The 15,733-nt window shown below is 55.7% G+C and carries 17 protein-coding genes; 4 read left to right on the top strand and 13 right to left on the bottom strand.

What is annotated here, in order from left to right; translation table 11 throughout:
* Positions 1-17: 17 nt before the first annotated feature.
* On the bottom strand, positions 18-1,166 hold the full coding sequence (gene dxr, locus CCASEI_RS06050; protein ID WP_038574484.1) for a 1-deoxy-D-xylulose-5-phosphate reductoisomerase: 1,149 nt from the start codon (positions 1,164-1,166) through the stop codon (positions 18-20).
* A gap of 109 nt (positions 1,167-1,275) precedes the next feature.
* Between dxr and CCASEI_RS06045 the strand changes: the two genes are divergently transcribed.
* Together CCASEI_RS06045 and CCASEI_RS06040 are read left to right on the top strand one after the other, a co-directional pair.
* Positions 1,276-1,716 (top strand): DUF2631 domain-containing protein, encoded by a 441-nt coding sequence (locus tag CCASEI_RS06045; protein ID WP_006821718.1) that lies wholly within the window; start codon positions 1,276-1,278, stop codon positions 1,714-1,716.
* A 156-nt stretch (positions 1,717-1,872) separates the two neighbouring features.
* Positions 1,873-3,180, top strand: a complete 1,308-nt coding sequence (locus CCASEI_RS06040; protein ID WP_025387451.1) for an HNH endonuclease signature motif containing protein — start codon at positions 1,873-1,875, stop codon at positions 3,178-3,180.
* Here CCASEI_RS06040 and CCASEI_RS06035 read toward each other — a convergent pair.
* From CCASEI_RS06035 to rlmN, 3 genes are read right to left on the bottom strand one after another with little or no spacing between them, the layout of a single operon-like run.
* Positions 3,177-4,643 carry a hypothetical protein gene (locus tag CCASEI_RS06035; RefSeq protein ID WP_025387450.1) on the bottom strand — a complete coding sequence of 489 codons (1,467 nt, stop codon included), beginning with the start codon at positions 4,641-4,643 and terminating at the stop codon, positions 3,177-3,179. The genes CCASEI_RS06040 and CCASEI_RS06035 overlap by 4 nt on opposite strands.
* Positions 4,643-5,392 carry an ABC transporter ATP-binding protein gene (locus CCASEI_RS06030; RefSeq protein WP_025387449.1) on the bottom strand — a complete coding sequence of 250 codons (750 nt, stop codon included), beginning with the start codon at positions 5,390-5,392 and terminating at the stop codon, positions 4,643-4,645. Before CCASEI_RS06030 ends, CCASEI_RS06035 begins: the two co-directional genes overlap by 1 nt.
* Positions 5,392-6,486, bottom strand: a complete 1,095-nt coding sequence (gene rlmN, locus CCASEI_RS06025; protein WP_025387448.1) for a 23S rRNA (adenine(2503)-C(2))-methyltransferase RlmN — start codon at positions 6,484-6,486, stop codon at positions 5,392-5,394. The genes CCASEI_RS06030 and rlmN overlap by 1 nt, the downstream gene beginning before the upstream one ends.
* 90 nt (positions 6,487-6,576) lie before the next feature.
* On the opposite strand from rlmN, the gene CCASEI_RS06020 reads away from it, so the two are divergent.
* Positions 6,577-6,939, top strand: coding sequence for a LapA family protein (locus tag CCASEI_RS06020; protein WP_006821713.1), 363 nt, complete (start codon positions 6,577-6,579; stop codon positions 6,937-6,939).
* Here the strand turns inward: CCASEI_RS06020 and CCASEI_RS06015 are convergent.
* The 5 genes from CCASEI_RS06015 to rpsB form a co-directional block, all read right to left on the bottom strand.
* On the bottom strand, positions 6,917-7,759 hold the full coding sequence (locus CCASEI_RS06015; protein ID WP_006821712.1) for a phosphatidate cytidylyltransferase: 843 nt from the start codon (positions 7,757-7,759) through the stop codon (positions 6,917-6,919). The two genes, CCASEI_RS06020 and CCASEI_RS06015, sit on opposite strands and share 23 nt — an antisense overlap.
* 73 nt (positions 7,760-7,832) lie before the next feature.
* Entirely contained in the window at positions 7,833-8,390 is a 558-nt protein-coding gene (frr, locus tag CCASEI_RS06010) for a ribosome recycling factor (protein WP_006821711.1), read from the bottom strand.
* Between the two features lie 39 nt (positions 8,391-8,429).
* Positions 8,430-9,116: a UMP kinase gene (gene pyrH / locus CCASEI_RS06005; RefSeq protein ID WP_051461246.1), complete on the bottom strand. Its 687-nt coding sequence runs from the start codon at positions 9,114-9,116 to the stop codon at positions 8,430-8,432.
* Between the two features lie 149 nt (positions 9,117-9,265).
* Entirely contained in the window at positions 9,266-10,078 is an 813-nt protein-coding gene (gene tsf, locus CCASEI_RS06000; RefSeq protein WP_006821709.1) for a translation elongation factor Ts, read from the bottom strand.
* A 132-nt stretch (positions 10,079-10,210) separates the two neighbouring features.
* The gene (gene rpsB, locus CCASEI_RS05995; protein ID WP_006821708.1) at positions 10,211-11,008 is read right to left on the bottom strand and encodes a 30S ribosomal protein S2; all 798 of its coding nucleotides are present in this window, start codon (positions 11,006-11,008) and stop codon (positions 10,211-10,213) included.
* 315 nt (positions 11,009-11,323) lie between these two features.
* Between rpsB and CCASEI_RS05985 the strand changes: the two genes are divergently transcribed.
* Complete coding sequence (locus CCASEI_RS05985; protein ID WP_006821707.1) at positions 11,324-11,776, top strand: M23 family metallopeptidase; 453 nt, start codon at positions 11,324-11,326, stop codon at positions 11,774-11,776.
* Here CCASEI_RS05985 and CCASEI_RS05980 read toward each other — a convergent pair.
* From CCASEI_RS05980 to CCASEI_RS05965, 4 genes are read right to left on the bottom strand one after another with little or no spacing between them, the layout of a single operon-like run.
* Positions 11,751-12,611 (bottom strand): tyrosine recombinase XerC, encoded by an 861-nt coding sequence (locus CCASEI_RS05980; protein ID WP_025387444.1) that lies wholly within the window; start codon positions 12,609-12,611, stop codon positions 11,751-11,753. The genes CCASEI_RS05985 and CCASEI_RS05980 overlap by 26 nt on opposite strands.
* Positions 12,604-13,767 (bottom strand): DNA-processing protein DprA, encoded by a 1,164-nt coding sequence (gene dprA / locus CCASEI_RS05975; RefSeq protein ID WP_025387443.1) that lies wholly within the window; start codon positions 13,765-13,767, stop codon positions 12,604-12,606. Before dprA ends, CCASEI_RS05980 begins: the two co-directional genes overlap by 8 nt.
* The gene (locus CCASEI_RS05970; protein WP_006821704.1) at positions 13,768-15,318 is read right to left on the bottom strand and encodes a YifB family Mg chelatase-like AAA ATPase; all 1,551 of its coding nucleotides are present in this window, start codon (positions 15,316-15,318) and stop codon (positions 13,768-13,770) included.
* A complete protein-coding gene (locus CCASEI_RS05965; RefSeq protein WP_006821703.1) occupies positions 15,319-15,675 on the bottom strand; it encodes a YraN family protein in 357 nt (118 codons plus the stop codon).
* Between the last annotated feature and the right edge of the window lie 58 nt (positions 15,676-15,733).

Below are 15,733 nucleotides of genomic sequence, written 5' to 3'. Positions count from 1 at the left end.
TACCTAAAGTTCTTTAACTATGACCAAGTAGACAGCAGTTTATTCGCCCGCTTGCGTGCTTCAGCTTCAATGGCCAGCACATCGTCAACGGTTGACGGTACACCAGCAAACTGTGAAGCAGAATCCAGGACCTCAGTAATACAGTCAACAATCTGTGGGAACTTAATACGGCCTGATAAGAATGCTGCCGCTGCTTCCTCGTTAACCGCGTTATAGACAGCCGGCAATGTGCCCTTGCCGGCGACATCGGCAGCCAGCTGCACAGCTGTAAATGCCTTGCCAACTGGCTCGAAATGCCAATCCAACACCTGCGAAAAGTCCAACGCAGGCTGCGCATCAGGCACGCGATGCGGCCAGTCCAAGGACAAGGAAATAGGCAGCTTCATCGAAGGCGGTGAGGCCTGGGCAATTGTCGACCCATCCTTAAACGTCGCCATCGAGTGAATTATCGACTGCGGATGCACGGTGACATCGATAAGCTCAGCGTCGATATCGAACAACAAGGTGGCCTCGATGAGCTCCAAGCCCTTGTTGACCAAAGTGGCCGAGTTCAGCGTGTTCATCTGCCCCATAGACCACGTCGGGTGTGCCGCGGCCTGCTGTGGGCTAACCTCCCACATCTGCTCCCGCGTCCAACCCCGAAATGGCCCTCCCGAAGCCGTCAAGACCAACCGTGCCAGCTCCCCGCGATCGCCGGAACGCAGACACTGCGCCATCGCCGAGTGCTCTGAATCCACCGGAATCAACTGCCCCGGCTTGACTCTATCCATCACGATGGAGCCACCCGCGACCAAAGACTCCTTGTTTGCAAGCGCCAGAATCTCCCCGGCATCAATCGTTGCCAGCGTCGCCTCCAATCCCAAGGAACCCACCAGCGCGTTGAGCACCGTATCCACCTCAACATCGCGCACCAACTGCGCCGCCGAATCCACCACAGTGCCGCCGAGCGCTTCCGATACCGTCTTCGCCGCGTCAGCCTGCGCCACCGCCACGTGGTCAGCCGAAAGATTGAACGCACGTGCCTGCTCAATGATGAGATCTGGGTTTGATCCACCTGCAGCAATGCCGACAATTTCGAACTTATCTGGGTTGTCCGCAACCACTTCTAGCGCTTGCGTGCCGATGGAACCTGTTGAGCCAAGAATTAGAATTCGTTTCACCCACACCACCTTAGTCAACGTCACAAAATTATCGGGGGTGGATTAACGCGATTGCGAGGTTAATGGACTAAGGTTATGAGGAGAATTGTGGCTTTGACAGAAATAAGGAGAGCACGTGTCTTCTCACAACAAGGCGCCAGAGGTATACGACGGCGTATCCACCAGTGACGTTCCTTCCGCTGGCTTCGGTTGGTCCCGTACCCCACGCACCGGTACCCAGATTGCTGGTTGGGGCTCTGTATTCATCCTGCTGGCGTACAACTTTGGTAACCACCAGGGTCACGTTGAGACCGTCTTCTTGGCTATCTTTGCTGCACTGATTGCTATTGGCCTTCTGATTCACGCTTTCCAGCCAAAGCTTTCCCAGGTTCGCACCCTGACTGGCCGCAACAAGCCAGAGAACCACGTCGAGCCAGACTGGATGTACGAGCAGAAGACTTTGGGTGGCGAGTACGCAGAGCTTAGCGATGCCGAGCTGCGTGCACTGAACATCGACCCAGCTCGCGTCGAGCACCTGCGTGTTGCCCCTTCCAAGAAGAAGGCAATCCAGAACTAAGAAGTTCAGGTTAACCGCTTCCGATCATTCGGCGGCGGTTTTCTTTTGCCCACCGTAGTGAACATACTTTCGAAAGAATTTGCGCCAACCTATTGATTCTTCCTGCGGGCTCGCTATACTTTCCATTAGATTACTTGTTCGAATAAACGAGGAATTATGGAAACCAACAATGCAACCTTAGAGATGATTAACTGGGACGCACTTGAGTGTTCAATGCGCCCTGAACCATTAGACGAATCCGCCTACTACTCCATTAGCAACTGTCACGACCCCGCCGCCGCGCACGGCATGATCCGCCGATGCATGGACCTCCATATTTGGATGATGCACGTCCCCGAGAATGAGGAAGACTTTGAGCTTTATGCCCGCAAAATGTCTTCGACTTTCGGCGTGACTGCCGGCTATGTCCGCGCTGCCGTGTTTGGCATAATGCGCCTAGCCGAGCTGCCCGAGACCAATGCAGTATTCAGGCGTCTATGCCACCTGGATATTGACCGACTCATTGGCATTAACAACACTCTCGACAAGCTCGGCCCTGTGCCTGATATTGCCATGATGCAGCGCATCGATTGTGAGTTGGCCGAATATCTCACTCCGAAGCGCCGTAATCAGCGCATGCCTTCCCGGCGTGCAATTACTAATTTCCTCAATGAGCTCATTGCTCTTGAGGATTCTTCTTTATCTAATGAAAACACCAGGCCTCGGCTTCGCTACACCATCAATTACTCCGGCAAGCGAGCGTTCATCGAATTAGAAACCGGCGCTGAGGCAGGCACGGTCATAGACAAGTGCATCAAAGAATTAGCCGAACGTACTGGAACTTCGATGGCCAAGGCCGCGATTGCACTGCTCAGTGGCGAGGAAGACCCTAAAGCAAAGCTCATCTTGAACCTGTACCAGGCCAAGACCGACAACGCCCCTGTCTTCATACCAGAAATTGGTTGGCTGGAGCCCGAGCAAGCTGAGGAAATGCTGCAGCGCATAGCAAGCACACGCGATATGGATAACGTCGCCACCGCAGAGACCGCGGCTTACTCCCCTTCTGATTCCATTCGCTCAGCCGTTGTCGGGCTTGATGGCACTTGCCGCTGGCCAGACTGCGATGCACCCGCGCACCGCTGCCAGACTGACCACCGTCACAATCACGCGGATGGCGGTCCAACTTCGGCATGGAACCTCGCTAGTCTGTGCCAGCACCACCACAACATCAAGACTGACCGCCGGGCGTTCTACATCATGGACCCGTTTACGCGAGTCATCTTCTGGCTATTCGCCGATGGTTCTTGGGAAAGCACGGTTCCTAGCGGGCCGATGTCGGAGGGCAAGAAGCGGTGGGCGCAGACAGTGGCGCAAGCAAATCAGGCCCGTCGACGCAATGCGCGCTTGTTCGCGCAAATGGACATCGGCGAGCCTGAAATTGAAGAAGTCATCGTGGACGTAGAAGAAGGTGAGCCACCGTTCTAACGAACCCAAGCACCGACCTTCTTGTACACAACCGGCATCCGATCATCTGCGGTTTTCTTGACCACCAGGATGATGCCGATATAGATCGCTGCCGGAATTGCCAAAGCAACCAGCACGCCAATAACTTGCTGACCGAAGAAGATGATGAGTGCAGCACCTGGGGCAACTGGAATCCAGCCTAGGAACATCAAAGCAAACACCGCAACGAATGCGGCGCCAGAATAGCCGGACTTATCGGCCCAGGGGCTCGTGCCCGGAGGGGCCACCGGATATGGATTAAATGCGGAAAGGAACAGTGATAGCGCGGCGGAAGTCATCAATACGCCGAGGCTGACCAGGCCAACCAATATCGTCGTCGACGTGTCGTCGTACAGGAATACCAAGACGATCGCGAAAAGCACCTGGAATGCCGCGGGGATGATCATGTGTGCCCAGTGTCGGGAGAGAATGAGGCGATACTGCTGTACTGGAGAGACCATTTTGAGCCACATGGCCGGGCCGTCATAGCCGAAGTCATTAACAGCCATTGCGCCGCCGAGTAGACCACATATCACTAGCGCTGTGTACGCGATTTCTGGAATGCCTTGAGAGACGGACTGCACCATGAGCACAATCACGACGATGGGCAGCACGAGCACTGACATGAGCAGGCGGGTGTCGCGGAAGATATAGCGGATACTGCGCGCAAATTCGATGCCGGTCGGGTTGTTGGGTACAAAAGGAATGCGCAGATCAGTCTTGTTGCGCTCTTTGGTCTGTACAGGCGAGACTTCAATGTCACGCCACCACAGCCAAGCACCAAGCGCCAAGGTCGCAATAGCAATGAGCAGCTTGACGATGCCCCCAGTAGCCCAGCCAGTAGCCGCGGCAAACGGTGTCCAGGATGCGATGGCGCCGATATCCTCGAGAGGCATGTTCATTGCATCTTGGCTGGAGATGTTGACGGCGAAAAAGATCATGGCAATAATGCCGATGCCGCCGACGATGCCAAGGATTTCTTTGCGTGAGCTTCCCACTTTCGCGATGACATCGATGTAGATGATCGTGGTTGCCGCAGCCATGACCGAACCGACGATGAACATGATGCCCTGCCCCACTGGCAGCTGGGTGAAACCGAAACCCGCCCAGATAATGGTGAACAGGATGGTCAGCATGGCACGCGAGGTCCACAGAGAGGACAGCGCCATGGCTGGTTTGAGGTTGTCTATAGGCAAGGTACGAAAGGTTTCTTGCGTAATGTGTTGCTCGTTGGCTGGCATCGCGAGCGAGAGAATCAACATCGCGACCATGCCCAGAGCTACCGGCGCATGAAGTGCTTCCGGGGAATTGACCTGAACGGTCATGGATAAAACGCTGAGTAGGCCATAAACCAGGATCATGCCCGCGGAAACAAGCACCGTCGGGTTCTTCTTGATTGTGCGCCACCACAGTGTTCGGTGCAGTTTAAATAGCGTGGAGGTCATTAGTTACCTCGCAGCCAGGTAAACGTCGTGTCGTCGAACTCGGCGCCACCGGCGTAATCCACGAAGACATCCGTGAGTGAGCGTCCTTGGCGCACTTGGTCAATTTGTCCGGCAACGGCGACCTCACCGTTGTTGATAAGGGCGACGTGATCGCACAGGCCCTCCACCAGCTCCATGACGTGGGAGGATAAAATAACAGTGCCTCCCCTGGCGGCGTAGCTGCGCAACAACTGCTGCACCATGCGGGAGGACACTGGGTCGACAGCCTCAAGCGGCTCGTCGAGGATGAGAACTTCTGGGTCGTGCAGGATGGAGCCTGCCAGAAGAATCTTCTTGGTCATACCGGCGGAATAGTCGCCGATGTATTTCGTGGCGGCATCGGAAAGCCCAAGCGCCGAAAGGAGCTCCCTGCTGCGTTCTTCGACCTCTGCTGCGGGCATGCTGCGCAGCGCGCCGAGGTACTGCAGGTATTCAGCACCCGAGAGCTTTTCAAAGACCGGCGCACCATCCATCAACAGGCCCATGGCCTTCTTGGATTCGATGGTTCCGGTCTCATGACCAGCAATCCAGGATTTACCAGCATCCGGCTTGGTAATACCGGTGACCATGGTCAAGGTTGTGGTCTTGCCAGCACCGTTCGGACCGACGATGCCATAAATTGAGCCATAAGGAATGCTCAAATTTAGATTGTTTACGGCCAGCTTCTCGCCGAATTTCTTACTTAGGCCTTCGATCCGAAGCGCGTCCATTATTGCCTTTCTTCAGCGGCAAGCTGTCCACACGCAGCGGCAATCTCCTGTCCCTTAGTATCGCGAACGGTACAAGGGACACCTTGCGCAATGACGCGGCGAACAAACTCTTCCTGTCGGTCTTTTGGTGACGCATCCCACTCAGACCCAGGAGTCGGGTTAAGCGGAATGAGATTCACGTGGACTTTCGAGCCTAGTGCTTTATGCAACTTTTCGCCGAGCATGTCTGCGCGGAAGTCCTGATCGTTCTTGTCGCGAATGAGCGCGTACTCGATAGAAACACGACGTGAAGTCTTGTCTACGTAGTAGCGAGCGGCGTCCAAAATCTCATCGACATCCCACCGCTGGTTAACCGGAACCAGCTCGTTTCGGAACTCATCGTCCGGGGTGTGGAGGGAAATGGCCAGCGTGCAGGACAGGCCTTCATCGGCAAGCTTGCGAACTGCAGGAGCCAGGCCGACGGTGGAAATGGTCACGTTGCGCATCGACATGCCAAATCCATCTGGGTCCGTAAACTGCTTCACGGCGTGCACCACTCGCTTGTAGTTGGCCAGCGGCTCACCCATGCCCATGAACACTACATTGGTCAAACGGCCGCCTTCGGCCTCCATGGTCTTGGCAGCATTGCGAAGCTGTTCTACGATTTCAGCAGCAGACAGGTTACGGTCCAGGCCGCCTTGGCCGGTCGCGCAGAAAGGACACGCCATGCCGCAGCCAGCCTGCGAAGAAATACACAGGGTTGCGCGGCCTGGGTAACGCATTAGGACAGACTCCAGCAACGTGCCGTCGTAGAGACGCCACAGTGACTTGGTGGTCTCTCCATCATCGGTGGAGAAATCACGGATCTGGGTCATCAGCGGTGGGAAGAGCTTTTCCTGAATATCCTTACGCGCAGATTCTGGAATATCAGTCATCTCATCTACATCCACGGTGTGGTGGACGTAGTAGTGCTTAGCCACCTGCTTGGCACGGAATTTGGGCAGACCTAGCTCTGCTAGGATCTCAATGCGCTCTGCCTCGGTGTAGTCAGCGAAGTGCTTTGGGGGAAGCCCGCGTCGGGGTTTTGTAAAATTTAATTCAATTGGTTGCGCCATATCCGACATCTTCGCATGATTTGGCCTATTTTTCCCAATTCCGGGCGGGTTAAGTGGGCAAAACCGTTTAAACCAGATTTAATGATGGTTATGACTACACCAAACCCATCTGAAGAATTCGAATACACATCCACCGAAGTCGAGCATGCCGATGTGCACCCGACCGAACAGCCAGTTGCAGCCTCCCCCGAGAAGCCGAAAGTTAAGGGCTCATTGGCTGCATCAACATGGATTGCTCTGATCATCGGCGCAATCTTGCTGATTCTCTTGATTGTTTTCATCCTGCAGAATCAGCAGTCTGTGGAGCTCAATATTTTCGCATGGTCTGGTGAATTCCCAGCAGGTATTGCGTTCTTGCTGTTTGCCATCGGCGGTGCACTAGTTATGGCACTGATTGGCGGCTGGCGCATGCTGGAGCTGCGCCGCCAGATTAAACACCTAGGAAAGAAATAGCCACCCACGTGACCATGGCCGCCGGCAACATGCCATCCAGGCGGTCCATCAGGCCGCCGTGGCCCGGCAGAATATTGGACATATCTTTGATGCCTAGTTCCCGCTTGAACTGAGACTCCACGAGGTCTCCCAGGGATGCGCACACCACTAGGCCAAGGCCCATGACTGCGCCAACCCAGGCTTCACGCTCAAGCAGGAAGTGAATGCTCAACGCACCGGTGACCATGCCGAAGATGATAGAGCCAACGAAGCCTTCCCAAGACTTCTTGGGGCTCACCGCTGGCGCCATTGGATGTGAACCGAACATCACGCCAGCGACATAACCGCCGGTGTCAGATGCGACAACGCACAACATAAACACGATGATCGATGCCCCACCTTGTGAGGTGGTGGACAACATCGCAGCAAATGAGCCGAACATCGGAATCCACGTCAGGACGAATATGCCCACTGACATGTCGCGCAAATAGTTGATTGGCGGACGATGCCGCCCATTATGAAACAGCCGACCAAACATCAATGCCAACACTGCAACGACATACACGGCGATGAGACCGTTGGTTTCAAAAGGCCAGGAGCTCCACAGCATTGCTTGCCCGCCGATGATCATCAACGTGCGCGGCAAATGGTAGGAATGCTCCCGCAGACGAGTGAGAACTTCCCACATGGCGACCCCAACCGCCACGGCGACAACTATGTACCACGCAAGTTGACCCGCCCACACCGCAAAAACCACCAGTGCGCCCAAGCCAACACCAACGCCGATAGCGACCGGCAAATTACGGCCGGCGCTATTTTTCGGTTTTGGCACAGTTCTCATTGTCGCCTTTCGTCCCATATGAAAAGTGCCGCCCACACCCGGCGGCACTGAGTATAACTAGTTGTGGAAGGGCTTAGACCTCCATGAGCTCCGCTTCTTTGTTAGAAACGAGCTTATCAATCTGCTCGATGTAGCCTTGGGTGGTCTTTTCCATTTCCTTTTCAGCTGCTGCGACCTCGTCCTCGCCAGCGTCGCCATCTTTCTGCAGCTTCTTCAGCTGTTCCATAGCCTTGCGGCGAACGTTGCGGATAGCAATCTTGCCGTCCTCGCCCTTAGACTTAGCCACCTTGACTAGGTCACGGCGACGCTCCTCGGTCAGCTGTGGAATGGTGACGCGTAGAACCTGACCGTCATTGGTTGGGTTAACACCCAAGTCAGAGTTGCGGATGGCGTTTTCGATTTCGCCCATCATGGACTGCTCATAAGGCTTGATAAGCAGCATGCGTGGCTCAGGCACGCTGATGGAAGACATCTGGGTAATTGGCGTTGGAACACCGTAGTACTCAGCGACAACGCCATTAAACATAGATGGGTTCGCACGGCCAGTACGGATGGTCACTAGCTCTTCACGGGTGTGCTCAACCGAGTTGGTCATGCGCTCTTCAGACTCAAGCTGAATGTCATCAATCATGATGTGATCTCCTTATTAATTCGAATTCAATGTAGCAGACTAAGACTGCACCAAGGTACCGATACGCTCACCATTGACGGCGCGGGCAATGTTGCCTTCGGTCAAAAGGTTGAACACGAGGATTGGCATGTTGTTGTCCATGCACAGGCTGAATGCGGTAGCGTCTGCAACCTTCAGGCCGCGTTCGATGACCTCACGTGGGGTGATTTCATCATAAAGCTCCGCATCCGGGTTGGAACGTGGGTCATCGGAGTAGACACCGTCTACGCCCTTAGCCAAGAACAACACCTCACAACCGATTTCCAGCGCACGTTGTGCAGCGGTGGTGTCGGTGGAGAAATATGGCATGCCCATGCCTGCACCGAAGATGACAACGCGGCCCTTCTCCAAGTGGCGCTCTGCACGCAGCGGCAAGTATGGCTCAGCGACCTGCGCCATGTTGATGGAAGTCTGCACACGGCAGTCAACGTCGAGCTGGCCGAGGAAGTCCTGCAAAGCCAAGCAGTTCATGACGGTGCCCAGCATGCCCATGTAGTCAGAGCGAGCACGGTCCATGCCGCGCTGGGAAAGCTCAGCGCCGCGGAAGAAGTTGCCGCCGCCGATGACTACCGCAACTTCAGTGCCGGCACGGGCAACTTCTGCAATCTGACGTGCCACGTTTTCTACAACATCCGGGTCAATGCCGACTTGGCCGCCGCCGAACATTTCACCGCCTAGCTTTAACATCACGCGCTTATAGGCTGTACGACGGCTTTCAGTAGTCACGGGATAGTCTCCTTGATGGTGATTTCGAGTCTGTTCTATCTTACATTAGGCACACAAAAACCCGGCCAGGCATCTGGCCGGGTTCATGGGATCACAGGTGTGATTATTTCTTAAGCGCCAACCTCGTAGCGCTGGAAGCCGGTGATGGTGGTGCCAGCTTCCTCAGCAACCTGCTTAACGGTCTTCTTGGAGTCAGACAGGGAAGCCTGGTCCAGAAGAACGATGGACTTGTAGAAACCGTTCAGACGGCCTTCTACGATCTTAGGCAGTGCAGCTTCTGGCTTGCCCTCTTCGCGGGTGGTAGCCTCAGCGATTTCGCGCTCCTTCTCCACGATCTCAGCTGGGACCTCTTCACGGGTCAGGTACTCTGCCTTCATCGCAGCAACCTGCATTGCAACTGCACGAGCTGCTTCTGCGTCGCCTTCGTAGGAAACCAGAACGCCAACTGCTGGTGGCAGGTCAGCGGAACGCTGGTGCAGGTAAACCGCAACATTGTCGCCTTCAACGGTGACTGCGCGGCGTGCCTGCAGCTTCTCACCGATCTTTGCGGACTCTTCGTCGATCAGAGTGGCAACGTCCTTGCCATCAATCTGAACTGCGTTGAGCTCTTCTGCGGAGTTTGCCTTAGCAGCGCCAGCTGCTTCAACAATCTTGTCAGCGAAAGTGCGGAAGTCAGCGTTCTTAGCAACGAAGTCGGTCTCACAGTTGATCTCAACCATGGTGTTACCGGAAACGGCGATGAGGCCTTCGGTTGCTTCGCGGTCAGCACGCTTGGAAACAGACTTTGCGCCCTTGATGCGCAGAATCTCGACGGCCTTGTCGTAGTCGCCGCCTGCTTCTTCCAGAGCCTTCTTGCAGTCCAGCATGCCGGAGCCGGTAGCCTCGCGCAGTGCCTTTACGTCAGCAGCAGTGTAGTTCGCCATAGTGTGGGCGATCCTCCTTGTTTAATCAAACAATGTTCAGAAAATAGCGTAGCCGATCTTTTACTTAACCGTCGGCTATGTCAACAACAAGCCCCCGTCACCGTACTCGGCACGGGGGCAAGTCACATAAGCTTATTCAGCTGATGCTGGGTCGGACGCTGCCGCAGCCTCAGCTGCATCGCGCTCGTCCTTCTCAGCGGTGTCGCCAGCAGCATCCTTAGCTGCTGCCAACTGACGCTCTTCGCGGGACTTCTTGCCCTCTTCAACAGCGGTAGCAATGATGCCGGTCAGCAACTTGGTTGCACGGATTGCGTCATCGTTACCTGGAATTGGGAAGTCGACGACATCTGGATCACAGTTGGTGTCCAGGATAGCAACGACTGGGATGTTCAGCTTGTGAGCCTCAGCTACTGCAATGTGCTCCTTGTTGGTGTCAACAATCCACAGTGCAGATGGAGCCTTGGACATCTCAGCGATACCACCGAGAACGCGCTCCAGCTTGGTGCGCTCACGGGTCAGCATGAGAACTTCCTTCTTGGTGCGGCCCTTGTAGCCGTCCTCAGCCTGATCCATTGCCTGAAGTTCCTTCATACGCTTCAGACGCTTGGAAACAGTCTGGAAGTTGGTGAGCATGCCGCCCAACCAACGGTGGTTGACGTAAGGCATGTCAACGCGAGCTGCTTCTTCAGCAACTGCTTCCTGAGCCTGCTTCTTGGTGCCGACGAACAAGACGGTGCCACCGTGAGCAACGGTTTCCTTGACGAACTCGAATGCTTCATCAATGTAGGTCAGGGTCTGCTGCAAGTCAATGATGTAGATGCCGTTACGATCGGTGAAGATGTGACGACGCATTTTTGGGTTCCAGCGACGGGTCTGGTGGCCAAAGTGCACACCAGCGTCGAGGAGCTCGCGCATGGTTACAACTGCCATGTTTCGCTCGCTTTCAGTTTCGGTTTTGTACTAGTTATTGTGCGGTTTTGCCGCACCCTGGCTGCGAAGCTATCTCAATCAACACCCGTGAAGGGACCTCGTCGATGAGTTGTCTTCGCCGCGCGAAGTCAGCGTGCATGTGACACACTGCAGGGTCGAGTTTAGACAGAACTACCCCAGTTATCAAACCGGCCGGCTGGTTGTCCACAATTTTTTGTTGAGACATAAACAACCACGTCAAGTTATCCACAGTTTCGCAATGCTTTCCGATGCTCTCCTGGCAGTTTATCGAGGAGTAACGCCAGACTCAAAGCTATGAAAAATCGATGGCTTTTAATTGTTCCTTTTCTGCTCGCGTGGGTGGATCCCACCACGGGCGATTCCTATGCGACTTCAGTGCTACGCGCCTATGACCCACCCGCACAGAACTGGCTTGCTGGGCACCGCGGCGTGGATCTCCGGTTAGACATTGGTGACTCCGTTCTTGCTGCAGGCGATGGCACTGTCGCTTTCACCGGCGTGGTTGCGGGCACCCCGACGGTTTCAATTCAGCACGGTGAGATTCGCACCACCTATCAGCCAGTACACGCCTGGGTTAGTCAGGGTGATGTGGTGAGGGAAGGGGAGGTCATCGGCAAGCTAGGGCATCCTTTTGACGGCTACCCCGGGCTGCACTGGGGTGCGCGCACTGGCGAAGACCAATACATCAATCCCCTATCGCTGCTGACACCTACTATCCGTCTTAAGCCCGTGGATGGGCCTGGTTAAAGACTTTCTTTAGCCGTTCTGAAGTCACGTGTGTGTACACCTGTGTGGTTTGCAGCGAGGAGTGCCCGAGTAATTCTTGGACAACGCGGAGGTCTGCCCCACCTTCGAGCATGTGGGTTGCTGCGGAGTGCCGCAGCGCGTGCGGTGAGACTTGGCTTGCAGCTTCAACAACGCGACGCACTTGGCGCTGGTCGATGCGCCCGCCGCGCGTGCCGACGAATAGTGCATTGGTGTCTTTTGCCATCTCAGCCCGGCGCGCGAGCCACTTGGACAGCGCGGTGTTGGCGGCATCGCCAAAAGGGACGATTCTTTCTTTATTGCCTTTACCAAGCACGCGGATGGTGTTGCGTGTGGAGTCGATGTCGCCTAGATCAATGCCTGTGAGCTCGGAGACGCGCATGCCTGTGGCGTAGAGCAGCTCGAGCATGGCGGAGTCACGTAGGAAGTGAAGCTCGTCGGGGGATTTCGCGTTTTCCATCGCGGTGCTTGCTTCTTTTTCGTTGAGCACCTTAGGCAAGTGTTTGGGCACTTTGGGCGTGGACAGCTTGGCTGCTTCGTCGGTGTCGAGGTATCCCTGCTTGACGGCCCATTTGGAAAAGGCCTTTGCTGCCGCGGTGCGGCGCGCGAGGGTGGAGCGCGCTTTGCCTTCCGATACTGCCGCAGCCAACCAGCTGCGCAGACGGGCAAGGGTGAAGGTTTTAAAGCTCTCAGTCTTGTTCGCTAGGTCAAGCAGATCAGATTTATATCCCTTGATGGTCGCCTCAGACCTGCCGAGTACCAGGCGTTGGTGCTCGGCGAAGTCCTCGATGGCTTCAACCATTTGGGTGTTACTCATGTGAATGGAGTTTAATCCATGTTTTGCCTTCCCTTCGAATGAGTGTGATCTTCTCCAGCACAACAAGCAGGTGAACTACCAAAGGGATGCGCATCCCGGCATCGCGTGCGATGTCTTCGGCAGTGTGGCCCTCGTGCAGGGGCACTGCGTCATAGACTTTGAGCTCATTACGCGACAGTGACTGCACGGGGCTTGCAGCAAATTCGAGTTCGTATTGTGCGCCGGCATCCGCGTCCCCTATGCGGCCGATGAGTTCACGGATCTCTTCGCCGCTGGCAACAAGTTGCGCGCGCCCTTCTTGAATGCGTTGGTGACAGCCTAAAGAGCCAGTGGTGGTTATCGGTCCGGGCACAGCCATGGTGACTTTGCCCAAGGCTTCTGCCCAGTTAAGGGTGTTCAAGGCGCCGGAGCGGTAGGCGGCTTCCACCACGACGGTGCCAGCAGTCATGGCAGCGACGAGACGGTTGCGTGATAGGAAGCGGTGGCGTTGCGGGGTGGTGCCCGGCGCGAATTCGCTGACGATGCTTCCGGTTTGCGCGATGCGGTGGAACAAAGGCGCGTTACGTGCTGGATAGTCATAGTCAATACCGCAGGCGGCAACGGCTACGGTTGGGGTCTGCATCTCTAGTGCTGCGGAATGCGCAACGGTATCGACGCCCAGTGCGCCGCCGGAAACGATTGTCCATTGGTGTTTAGCAAGGTCTGCGACGACTTTGCGGGTTGCTTGGGTGCCGTATGGGGTAATCGCGCGTGTGCCGACAACGGCGACTGACTGGGCAACAGTTTCCTTCAGTGGTCTTCCCCGTACCCACAGGCACGAAGGTGGGATGGCTTCCCTATCAAAGTTGGTGGGTGCCTCGAGGTTGCCGTAGAAACGAAACGCGCTATTGAAGTCGGGCCACTCTGCATTGTCTGGAGTGATTAAACGCGCGCCGACGCGTTCGATGGTCTCTAGGTCTTCTTTTTGCCGCAGCCAGTCCCGGCGGGCAGCGGACTCACTAAGAAGGTTTCCAATCCAGGATTCTTGGTGATAAATGCCATGGGCGACTTTCTCCACTGGATGCTCAGCAAGGAGCTTGCCCAAGGTTCGTGATGGTGGTTCCACAACGCGGTTGATATAGACCCACGCTTGTTCGGGGGTGTCATTGTAGAACACTTAGAATCCCTCCCCACGAAGGTTGAGCGCACGAGCGATGTGGTCAAGGCCCGGGATGTCTTCCCCATCCAGGTCGCTGAGCGTCCACGCCAGTTTTAGGCAGCGGTCTACTCCACGTTGTGACAGCTGGCCCTCGGCGAGATAAGCACCGACGAGTGCCATCGCGGATTCATCCGCCGCGCAGTGTCGACGCAGGTAGGTAGACGACATTGCCGCGTTGTGAATGACGGAGAGACCATGGGATTTCCATCGACAAGCAGCGCGGTCACGAGCTGCAGCGACGCGATCAGCAATGGACTGTGAGGATTCTTCGTCTTCCGTGTGGATGATGGCTGCTTGGCTGGATAGCTCGAGCACGATGTCGAGGCGGTCACGCAAGGGTCCCGAGATATTGCGCAAGTAGTCCTGCCGGACTGTAGAGCGGCATACGCACTTCGATGGGTCTTCAGCTGCACAGCGGCACGGGTTTGCCGCCATAACTAATTGGAAGCGCGCCGGATAGGTGATCTCGCGCCGGGCTCGCGCAAGGCGGACTTCGCCATCTTCAAGCGGTGCGCGCAGACCATCAAGGACTGCTGGAGAGATTTCACTGGCTTCATCCAAGAAGAGGACACCGTTGTGTGCAAGACTGACCGCGCCGGGCCGTGGGTTGCCGCTACCGCCGCCGAGAAGTGCCGGCCGTGACATGGATGCATGCGGGGAGATAAACGGTGCGTGAGTAATCACGTTGCCCACCGAGCCAGCAATGGAGTGAATCGCAGTTGATTCGATGGACTGGGAAGTGGTTAGCTCTGGCAGAATCGAGGGGATTCGTGCGGCGAGCATGGATTTACCTGAGCCTGGCGGGCCTATCATCATGAGGTGATGTCCCCCGGCGGCGGCTACTTCAGCAGCAAACTTCGCTTCATGCTGGCCGGCAATATCCGCGAAGTCCAATACTTGGTTTCGCGGTGCAGACGGAATCTGCTCGGGAGTTGTGAGGTTTCGGTTACCGCGCAGCCATTCAAAGACCTCCCGGAGGTTGTGTGCTACAAGCACCCTGGTGTCTTCAACCAGTTGGGCTTCGCCTGCGTTTCCGGGCGGAATGACCAGGGTGTGATAGCCGTGTTTTTGCGCGGCCACCATCGCGGACAGGATTCCGGGGACGGGACGGATGCTGCCATCCAGACCAAGCTCACCGAGGAAAAGTGTGGTGGCGGTTTTCTCTGCGAAGGATTCGTTGCCCCAGGTGGCGTAGCCATCGGCAGCCAATTGCTCATCTTGCGCTTTCATGCCAGCAAGCAGGATCGCCACGGCAAGCGGCAGGTCGAAGTGCGAGCCGGACTTGGGGAGTGATGCCGGGGATAAAGAGACCACAATCTTGGTCTTCGGCCATGCGAGCTTGGAGTTGATGATGGCTGTCTTGATGCGCTGGCGGGATTCACTAATGGCCGTATCCGTTCGCCCCACCACGTGAATACCGGGCAGACCGGCGCCGATATTTGCCTCAATGTCGACTATGTGCGCGATGACGCCTTCCAAAGCTATGGTCTTACAAGACTCCAGCGCCATTTAGCTCACCGCCTCGAAGTGCTCAAGGTCAAAAGAGTTGCCTTTGACCAAGAGCGCTACGACGTCAAAGCGCACTTCTGACAATGGTTTGCCATCCAGCCACTGCACGGCGGCTTTGCGCATGCGGATGAGTTTGCGCGGTGTCACCGCCTCAGCAACTCCATAGTTCGCTGAAGTGCGGGTCTTGACCTCAACGAAAACGAAGACGTTGTTCTCGCGGACGATGAGGTCAATCTCCCCCACCGCATAATTGACATTCGCGGCAATAACATCAGCGCCGCGGGAGCGATAAAAGTCAGCCGCAAATTTCTCACCGCGTTTGCCCAAAGCAGATTTTCTGGTTGTCCTATTAATCATTGCATTCTTTCTGTTCGCCATTTCTACTGGTCATTAACCAGTTTCATGGAGCACAGAT

The organism is Corynebacterium casei LMG S-19264, from assembly GCF_000550785.1.
GTDB classification, from domain to species: Bacteria; Actinomycetota; Actinomycetes; order Mycobacteriales; family Mycobacteriaceae; genus Corynebacterium; species Corynebacterium casei.
Note: the sequence above shows the minus strand (reverse complement) of the source record. Positions and strands in the feature narration are given on the sequence as shown.